Consider the following 8,928-nt stretch of genomic DNA (forward strand, 5'->3'; position numbering starts at 1 on the left):
ATGCGCGTGACCCCGGTGCCGCGGATCGAAGGCGCGCTGCTGTTCGAGCCTTCGCCGCACGTGGACGAGCGCGGTTTCTTCAGCCGCACGTTCGACGTCGACGTGGCGAGGGCGGCCGGGCTCCGCCCGGAATCCTTCGTGCAGGACAGCCTTTCCCGCTCCGCCAAGGGGGTCGTGCGCGGGATGCACATGCGCGGCGGGGCGGGTGAGGCGAAGCTCGTCCGGTGTTCTTTTGGGGAGGTGTTCGACGTGGTGGTGGATCTCCGGCCGGATTCGCCGACCTACCGGAACCAGGAGTACTTCGAGCTTTCCGGGCGGACGCAGGTTTCCCTCTACATCCCGGCCGGGTGCGCGCACGGTTTCCAGGCGCTGACCGATCCGGCGGACGTCGCATACCGGATCGATCGCGCACACGACCCAGCCGAGGACATAACGATAGCCTTCGACGATCCGGAGCTCGCGATTCCCTGGCCCGTTCCGGTCACCCTGATCTCCGAGCGTGACAAGCAGGCGCCGACGCTCGCCGAAACCCAGAGAGTTCCGAGGTAATCGCCATGGACGCCGGAAAACTCCTGCTGCGGTCCCGCCGCGCCAACCAGAGACTGCACTCGCTGATCCCGGGCGGGGCGCACACCTACGCGAAAGGCGAGGACCAGTTCCCGGAGGGGATGGCGCCGGTCATCTCGCACGGGCTGGGCGCACACGTGTGGGACGTCGACGGCAACGAGTACATCGAGTACGGCTCAGGGCTGCGTTCGGTCAGCCTCGGCCACGTGCACCCGCGGGTGCTGGAGGCGGTGAGCCGCGAACTCGGCCGCGGGTCCAACTTCGTCCGGCCGTCGATGCTGGAAATCGAGGCGGCGGAACGGTTCCTGGCCACCGTGCCGACCGCGGACATGGTGAAGTTCGCCAAGAACGGCTCCGACGTCACCACCGCCGCGGTGCGGCTCGCGCGGGCGGCCACCGGACGGTCGAAGATCGCGGTGTGCCGGGAGCACCCGTTCTTCTCCACCGACGACTGGTTCATCGCCACCACGCCGATGAACGCCGGGATCCCGGACCAGCCGACGGTGAAGTTCCCGTACGGAGACCTCGAAGCGACCGAGGAAGTGTTGCGCGGCGGGGACATCGCGTGCGTGATCCTGGAAGCGGCCACGAGCGTCGAGCCGGAGCCGGGGTACCTGGCGAAGCTGCGCGATCTCGTGCACGCGCACGGGGCGCTGCTGGTGTTCGACGAGATGATCACCGGGTTCCGGTGGTCCGAAGCAGGCGCGCAGGGGTTGTACGGGGTGACGCCCGACCTGTCGACGTTCGGGAAGGCGCTGGGGAACGGGTTCGCGGTTTCGGCGCTGGCGGGGCGGCGCGAGATCATGGAGCAGGGCGGCCTGCGTGACTCGCGCGAACGGGTTTTCCTGTTGTCCACCACGCACGGCGCGGAATCGCCTTCGCTGGCGGCCGCGATGGCGGTGATGGACACCTACGTCGAGGAAGGCATCACGGCTCGGCTGCACGAGCTCGGTGACAGGCTGGCGGCCGGGGTTCGTGCGGCGGCGGCCGGGATGGGCGTCGAGGAGCACGTGGTGGTGCGTGGGCGGGCGAGTAACCTCGTCTTCGTGACGTTGGACGAGAACGGGCAGCCCTCGCAGAAGTACCGCACCCTTTTCCTGCGGCAGCTGATCGCCGGCGGCGTGCTCGGACCGTCCTTTGTGGTCAGTGCGGGGCTGACCGAGGAGGACATCGACCGGACTGTCGACGTGGTGGCGCAGGCTTGCGTGGTGTACCGCAAGGCGCTGGACTCCGGGGATCCGACGGCCTGGATGGGCGGGCGCCCGGTGAAGCCCGTTTTCCGGGCGTACAGCTGATGAAGGAGCTGGAGGTCTTCGTCGGGGAGTGGTCGGTGGAGGCGCGCTTCCCCGGTGCGAGTTTCGGTGTCGGACCATCGGCACGGTGCACGTGCGAGTGGCTCCTCGGTGGGCAGTATCTGGTGCAGCGCACGGAAATCTCGTTGCCGGACGCGCCGGACAGCTACACGGTGATCGCGGCCGGCGAGGAGAGTGGCCGGTATACGCAGCACTACTTCGATTCCCGCGGCGTGACGCGGCTGTACGCGATGACGTTCGAGAACGGGGTGTGGACGCTGTCGCGCGAGTCGGCGGATTTCTCCTCGTTCGACTTCGCGCAGCGCTTCACGGGCACCTTCAGTGCGGACGGCAATCGCATCGATGGGTTGTGGGAGAAGGCTTTCCCGGGTTCCGGCTGGGAGCTGGACTTCGAATTGAGCTACACCCGCGCGTGAATGGTTCACCGACTGCGGGCCGGAAACGTCTACACGGCGGGACAAGCACTCCGCTATCGAGTGACTGCGCATCGTGCCCGAGGTGGGTACTTTCGATGGAGTGATCCGGAAATCCCTCGCGGCACTGGTCTGCATGGTGCTGCTCGTGCTCCTGCCGGTGCCCGCCGCGCAGGCGGAGCCCGGTCCGGTCTGCGACCATCAGCCGGCCACGTACCCGAGCGCGCCCGCGGGTGCCGTCGTGGTCGGTGCCGACATTTCCCTTGCGACGAAAGAGAATCCACCGGGTACGCGCCGGGCGACGCCATCACCGGTCTCGTGGTGGCGGACAACGAAATCACGGGCAACAACACCGACGACTGGGAGCACAGGGTGCCCGGCTGCGGCTGCAGCGGCGGGGTCAAGTTCTGGGCGGTCGACGGTGCGGACGTGCGCGGGCAGGTCGGCCTTCTCGACGCGGGCGCGGTAGTCGTCCTCGTCCGGGTCGGTGCCGTCCAGCTCGCCCAGCCCGGCATCGCGTCGGAGCCCTTGTACGGGGACTGCCGCTGGACGACGCAGCACGTGATGATCGGCGGGAACACCTTCTCGGTGAGCCCGTCGTTGTGCGGGAACGGGTTGTGCTCGCGGATGGCTATCCTCTGCCGATGCGGCGCACTCGACGCGTCACAGTCGGCTGGTGAGCCTGTCCACCGCCCAGGCGGTCGGCGGCACGACGGCCAGCGCCGTGCAGAAGCCGCCGATGGTGTCGGTGAGGTAGTGCGCGCTGAGCGCGACCTCGGTCCAGCCCATCACGGCGCCTGCGAGCAGCGAGGTGCCCAGGACCAGCGTCAACCCGGCCACCACGCCCAGCTGCAACCGCTCCGCGGCGGCCAACGCGAGCACGAACACCAGCGCCGTCGCGAAAGCCGTGTGCCCGCTCGGGTACGAGAGGTAGTCGCCGTGGATCGTGCGGTCTACCAGGGGTTTCAGCAATGTCGTCAGGCCCACCGTCACGCCCGCCGCCGCCAGCACGAGGATCGCCGACCGGCGCCGTCCGGCCCACCAGAACCCGCCGACCAGCACCACGAGCACGATCGTCGACCCGACGGGCTCCCCGAGAAAGTCGATGGCCAGCGCGACGTCCCGCAACGGCCCACGCAACCCGTACACCGGGGCCACCCACTCGCCCCCGCTCACGCCCGCATACGCAAACCCCTGCACGAGCACCACGACGGCCGCGAGCAAAGCCACCACGCCCATCGGCAGGCGCAGAACACGCGGCAACGCCGGCGGAGCCGATACGACAGTCACACAAGGTGAGTCGGGGCCGGGCCCCGGTTCGTTTCTCCGGGCGTCGGTGGAATTCGCGTTGTGTATTCTTTTTCCGGTCCCTCACTAGCATCAGGACAATGCATGCCGAATCGAAGAACCGTCCCGAAGTCGTCATCATCGGAGCCGGTGACCTCGCCCGGCAGATTTCCGGGCTGATCGAGGACCGGAATTCGCGAGGGCCGGACGGGTACGAGTTGAAAGGTTTCCTCGACAAGCAGCTCGGAAACGGCGCGAGCACCCTCAAGGGCTATCCGATTCTCGGCTCGGACGAGGCCCTCAAGGAGCTGGACGCCTGCTACGCCATCGGGGTCGCGGATCCGGTGCGCAGGCAGGCGCTGGACGAGTTCGCGATGGAGGCCGGCCGCGAAACCGTCTCGCTCATCCACGACAGCGCCTATTTCGAATGCGGCGTGACGCTGGCACCCGGCGCGGTCATCACCCAGCGTGTCCACGTCGAGGAAGGAGCGGCCGTGGGGAGGCAGCCCGTGTTCAACGTCAACTGCCTCATCGGACAGGATGCGGTGCTGGGCGATTACGTGATCGTCGCGCCGCACGCGATCGTCGGCGGCCGAACCCGGATCGGGTCGCGAGTGCTGGTCGGGATGGGTGCGATCGTGCTGCCGGACCTGTCGGTCGGCGACGACGCGGTGATCGGCGCCGGGTCGGTGGTGACCAGGGACGTGCCCGTCGGCACGACGGTCGCGGGGGTACCGGCGCGGCCGTTGCGGCGGTGACGGAAAGTGGCGGGGTGAAAACGTCCCCTGTCCCGTCCAGCCGCTGGTTGGAAGTCTGAATTCTGTCGCCGAAAGTCCGGTGCACGCGAATTCCGAAATAGGCATTTCGTGTCGACAGAAGGAAGAGACTCATAGTGAACACCGCAATTCTGGGAACTGGTTCGTACCTTCCGGAGACGGTCCTCACCAGTGCGGAACTCGGCAGGCGGCTGGGCATCGGCGGGCAGTGGATCGTCGACAAGACCCGCATCGTGGAGCGGAGGGTGGCGCATCCGGACGAGGCGGCGTCCGATCTGGCGACGCAGGCGGCGCAGCAGGCGCTGCAGGCGGCGGGGATCACCGCCGCGGATCTGGACCTCATCGTGGTCGCCACCTCGACCCCGGACTACCCGATCCCGTCCACGGCCTGCCTCGTGCAGGCGAACCTGGGCGCGAGCCGGGCCGCGGCGTTCGACATCGACGCCGTCTGTTCCGGCTTCTTGTACGCGCTCGTGTCCACGCACGCCATGCTTTCGGTGGGCCCGTTCCCGCGAACCGCGCTGGTCATCGGCAGTGACGTGTACTCCCGCATCCTCGACTACACCGACCGTAAGACCTGCGTGCTCTTCGGCGACGGCGCCGGCGCCGTCGTGCTCGGGCAGTCCGGCAACGGGCACGGGCTCCTGGGCAGCACGCTCGGCTCCGACGGCACCACCTCGCACTACGTGCGGATCCCCGGCGGCGGCAGCCGTCTCCCGGCGACGAAGGAATCACTCGCAGGCGGCGAGCACTACTTCAAGATGCTCGGCCGCGAGGTGCGCGCACTGGCCGGCCAGGTGCTCCCGGAACTGGTGCGCGAGCTGATGAAGTGCGCCGAAGCCGACCTCGAGGACGTGGATCTGCTCGTGCCGCACCAGGCCAACGGCGTCATGCTCGAAGACCTCGCCGACACGCTCGGCCTCGCGCCCGGCGTCATGCACCTCACGGTGGAGCGCTACGGCAACACCGGCGCCGCCTCGGTGCCGATCACGCTCGACGACGCCGTCCGCAAAGGGCTGCTGAAGCGGGACGACCTGTTGTTCCTCATCGCTTTCGGCGGCGGCATGACGTGGGGCGGCGCCGCGATGCGCTGGGCACTGCCGAAGGGCGGGGTCTGATCATGGCGCTGGACGGACGCGTTGTCGTCGTCACCGGCGCGAGCCGGGGCGTGGGCGCGGTGCTGGCACAGGCTTTCGCGGAGCAGAACGCGCGGCTCGGGTTGCTGGCCCGCAACGGGGAAGCGCTTACTGAACTGGCGGAAAGCCTGCCCTGTGAAGCGGTCGCGGTGCCCTGCGACGTGTCGGACGAGGCCGCGGTGGACGCCGGGTTCAAACAGATCGCCGCCGTTTTCGGCGCGGTCGACTCGGTGGTGGTGAACGCGGGGATCGCGCCCGCGTCCCACCGCGCGCACAAGCTCGACGCCGAAACGTGGCGGCAGGTGCTCGACGTGAACCTGACCGGCGCGTTCCTCACCGCCCGCGCGGCGCACGAGCACCTCGCGGCGTCGGGGCGGGGCCGCCTCGTGCTCACGTCGTCGATCATGGCCGCGCAGCCGCGCCGCGGGCTGGCCGCCTACGTCGCTTCGAAGGCCGGAATCGAGGGGCTGGCGAGAGCGCTGGCGGCGGACTGGGCCGTGGACCGGATCTGCGTGAACGCTGTCGCACCAGGGTTTTTCGACACCGGGCTCGGGACCGCGTTCCTCGAATCCGGCCGGCTCAGCGAGCAGATCCGCGCCCGCACGGCGTTCGGCCGGTTCGGCGCGGCCGACGAGCTGGCCGCGACGATTTCTTTCCTGGCAGGGGATGCCGCGAGTTACGTGACGGGCCAGGTCATCCCGGTGAACGGGGGCTACGGGCTGACCTGAGTGCCCGTTGACACCGTTCAAGCGCTGTGCCTAAATTGAACCCACTGTTTTTGTAGGCGAAACTCGTCCACTGGCGGCCCCCGATCCCGCCAGTGGCGGTTTCTCGTGTGCCGCTTTCTCCGTACACGACCAAGAGTGGGGCGATGCGCCGATGAGTCTGGTGGATCAGCAGTCACGCACTGATCCGGCGACCCGTGTCAGCGAGCTGCTGGAGATCTACGCGGGTCCGGAGGCCTCGGCCGCCGGGCTGCTGTGCGACCGGCATCCGGCCGAAGCGCACGCGTATCAGGTGGTCGGGCGGGACCTGTCGATCCAGCGCCTCTCCTACGGCGAACTGCGCACCCAGTCCGAGCGATTCGCGGCCGGGCTGGCCGAACTGGGGGTCCGGCCCGGCGACAGGGTGGCCACGCTGCTGGGCAAGAGCGTGGAACAACTGGTGGCATTGCTGGGAATCTGGCGGGCGGGCGCGGTGCAGGTGCCGCTGTTCACCGCGTTCGCTCCGCCGGCGGTCGCGATGCGGCTGACGGCGAGCAGGGCCAAGGTCGTGCTGGTCGACGCGGATCAGCGGCCGAAGCTCGCGCGTGAAGGCCCGCCGGAGTGGCGGATCGTGGTCGTCGGGGGAGCGGGTGAGCCGGGGGACGAAGACTTCGCGGAGTTGATGGCGAGACAGGACAAGGGCTTCCCGGCGGCGCGGCTGGGCGGGGATGCGCCGCTGCTGCACGTGTTCACGTCGGGAACCACGGGAAAGCCGAAGGCGCTCGAAGTTCCGGTGCGAGCGCTGGCGTCCTTCCACTGCTACATGGAGTTCGGCCTGGACGTGCGCCCCGAGGACACCTTCTGGAACGCGGCCGACCCCGGCTGGAGCTACGGGCTCTACTACGGCATCCTCGGCTCCTTCTGCACCGGAGTGCCCAGTGTGTTGCTGCGCGGCGGTTTCTCGGCGGAACTGACTTTCGACGTACTGTCCAAACTGGACGTGACGAACTTCGCGGCCGCGCCGACGGTCTACCGGTCGCTGCGCGCGGCCGGGCCCACCACGCCCCGCAGGCTGAGGCTGCGCGCCGCGTCCGCCGCGGGCGAGCCGCTCACGCCGGAGGTCAACGATTGGGCGCGCGAGGCGCTCGGCGTCCCGGTGCACGACCACTACGGCCAGACCGAGACAGGCATGCTGGTCAACAACCACCACCATCCGGCCCTGCGGCGTCCGCTTCGCAGCGGCTCGATGGGCGCCTCGATGCCAGGCTGGACCACGGTGGTGCTGGAGGAGGACGCGGACAAGCGCGCCGCGCCCGAGGTCGCAGGCCGGATAGCCTGTGACGTGCCCGCCAGCCCGCTCGCCTGGTTCCGGGGGTATCTCGACGAACCGGAGAAGAGCCGCGAGAAGTTCAGTGAGGACAAACGCTGGTACTTGACCGGTGACTCCGGCTACGTCGACTCCGACGGCTACTACCGGTTCGTTTCCCGTGACGATGACATCATCCTCATGGCCGGCTACCGCATCGGGCCGTTCGACGTGGAGTCCGTGCTCGTGCTCCACCCGGACGTCGGCGAGGCCGCGGTGATCGCCGCGCCGGACGAGATCCGCGGCGAGGTGCTCGAGGCCTACGTCGTGTTGCGGGACGGGCGGAGCGCGAGCGAGGAGCTGGAGCGCGAGCTGCAGCAGCTGGTGAAGACGAAGTACTCCGCGCACGCGTACCCCCGCCGGGTGCATTTCGTGTCCGAGCTGCCGAAGACGCCGAGCGGCAAGATCAAGCGGTACGTGCTGCGGCAGCGTCGCCGGGACGGAGCGGGGGAGTGACGATGCAGCGCTACGTGGGCAGGGTCGTGATGGTGAGCGGCGCCGGGCAGGGGCTGGGCCGCGCGATGGCGTTGCGGTTCGCCGAGGAGGGGGCGCAGCTGGCGTTGTGTGATCTGAACTCGGTGGCAGTCAAGGAAACCGAGCAGGCCTGCGGTCCCGAGCGCGCGCTTTCGTCCACTGTGGACGTGAGTGATGGCGCCGAGGTGGACCAGTGGCTTTACCAGACGGTCGCGAACTTCGGCCGGGTCGACGTGCTCGTCAACAACGCGGGCGTGATCCGGGACAGCAGGCTGGAAACCATGTCCGACAACGACTGGGACACCGTGCTCGACGTGAGCCTGCGTGGTTCGTTCCACTGCAGCCGGTCGGCGTTCCGGCAGATGAAGGCGCAGGAGTACGGGCGGATCCTGTCGATGTCCTCGATGTGCTGGCGGGGGAACTTCGGTCAGGCCAACTACGTCGCGGCGAAGGCGGGGATCGTGGGGATGGCGCGCACCATCGCGCTGGAGGGCGCCCGGCACGGGATCACGTCGAACGTGATCGCGCCGGGCCTGATCGACACCCCGATGCTCGCCTCGATGGACGCCGACGCGCGGGAGAAGCTCGCTTCGCGGATCCCGGCGCAGCAGGTCGGTGATCCCGCGGACATCGCCGAGGCCGCCGCGTTCCTGTGTTCCGAGGCGGCTCGCTACGTGACGGGAGTGGTGCTGGACGTGGATGGGGGGATCAGCATCGGCAGTAGTCTCCGCTGACCCCGGCGACGGCCACGCGCAGTTGATGCGGGGTGCGTGGCCGGCGCGGGTCGGCGGGCGCGCGTGCCCGAGCAGCGCACGCGCGGAAGCTCGTGGGCACGACCGGTCGGGTGTGGTCGTGCCCACGAGCGCTGGGGATGGCGGTGATGGCGGGTGGG

At 69.0% G+C, this 8,928-nt stretch carries 9 protein-coding genes and 1 pseudogene; 9 read left to right on the plus strand and 1 reads right to left on the minus strand.

Annotation, left to right across the window (positions count from 1 at the left end; all coding sequences use genetic code 11):
* The 4 genes and pseudogenes from rfbC to FPZ12_RS47170 form a co-directional block, all read left to right on the plus strand.
* Nucleotides 1-549: a dTDP-4-dehydrorhamnose 3,5-epimerase gene (gene rfbC, locus FPZ12_RS39690; RefSeq protein ID WP_144756223.1), complete on the plus strand. Its 549-nt coding sequence runs from the start codon at nt 1-3 to the stop codon at nt 547-549.
* A gap of 5 nt (nt 550-554) precedes the next feature.
* A complete protein-coding gene (locus FPZ12_RS39695; RefSeq protein WP_144756194.1) occupies nt 555-1,862 on the plus strand; it encodes a glutamate-1-semialdehyde 2,1-aminomutase in 1,308 nt (435 codons plus the stop codon).
* Entirely contained in the window at nt 1,862-2,296 is a 435-nt protein-coding gene (locus FPZ12_RS39700) for a hypothetical protein (RefSeq protein WP_144756197.1), read from the plus strand. The genes FPZ12_RS39695 and FPZ12_RS39700 overlap by 1 nt, the downstream gene beginning before the upstream one ends.
* 285 nt (nt 2,297-2,581) lie before the next feature.
* Nucleotides 2,582-2,731: pseudogene (locus FPZ12_RS47170) on the plus strand (right-handed parallel beta-helix repeat-containing protein); the annotation flags it as partial.
* A gap of 225 nt (nt 2,732-2,956) precedes the next feature.
* Here FPZ12_RS47170 and FPZ12_RS39710 read toward each other — a convergent pair.
* Entirely contained in the window at nt 2,957-3,583 is a 627-nt protein-coding gene (locus FPZ12_RS39710; RefSeq protein ID WP_243770268.1) for a phosphatase PAP2 family protein, read from the minus strand.
* A gap of 98 nt (nt 3,584-3,681) precedes the next feature.
* On the opposite strand from FPZ12_RS39710, the gene FPZ12_RS39715 reads away from it, so the two are divergent.
* The 5 genes from FPZ12_RS39715 to FPZ12_RS39735 all read left to right on the plus strand — a co-directional run bounded on the left by FPZ12_RS39715 (nt 3,682) and on the right by FPZ12_RS39735 (nt 8,770).
* Entirely contained in the window at nt 3,682-4,338 is a 657-nt protein-coding gene (locus tag FPZ12_RS39715; RefSeq protein WP_144756203.1) for a NeuD/PglB/VioB family sugar acetyltransferase, read from the plus strand.
* Between the two features lie 134 nt (nt 4,339-4,472).
* Nucleotides 4,473-5,474 (plus strand): 3-oxoacyl-ACP synthase III family protein, encoded by a 1,002-nt coding sequence (locus FPZ12_RS39720; protein WP_144756205.1) that lies wholly within the window; start codon nt 4,473-4,475, stop codon nt 5,472-5,474.
* A 2-nt stretch (nt 5,475-5,476) separates the two neighbouring features.
* Nucleotides 5,477-6,220, plus strand: coding sequence for an SDR family NAD(P)-dependent oxidoreductase (locus tag FPZ12_RS39725; protein WP_144756208.1), 744 nt, complete (start codon nt 5,477-5,479; stop codon nt 6,218-6,220).
* 151 nt (nt 6,221-6,371) lie between these two features.
* The gene (locus FPZ12_RS39730) at nt 6,372-8,018 is read left to right on the plus strand and encodes an AMP-binding protein (RefSeq protein ID WP_144756211.1); all 1,647 of its coding nucleotides are present in this window, start codon (nt 6,372-6,374) and stop codon (nt 8,016-8,018) included.
* A gap of 2 nt (nt 8,019-8,020) precedes the next feature.
* Nucleotides 8,021-8,770 (plus strand): SDR family NAD(P)-dependent oxidoreductase, encoded by a 750-nt coding sequence (locus tag FPZ12_RS39735; RefSeq protein ID WP_144756214.1) that lies wholly within the window; start codon nt 8,021-8,023, stop codon nt 8,768-8,770.
* Nucleotides 8,771-8,928: the final 158 nt, after the last annotated feature.

Origin of the sequence: Amycolatopsis acidicola, assembly GCF_007713735.2 — a bacterium.
Taxonomy (GTDB): domain Bacteria; phylum Actinomycetota; class Actinomycetes; order Mycobacteriales; family Pseudonocardiaceae; genus Amycolatopsis_E; species Amycolatopsis_E acidicola.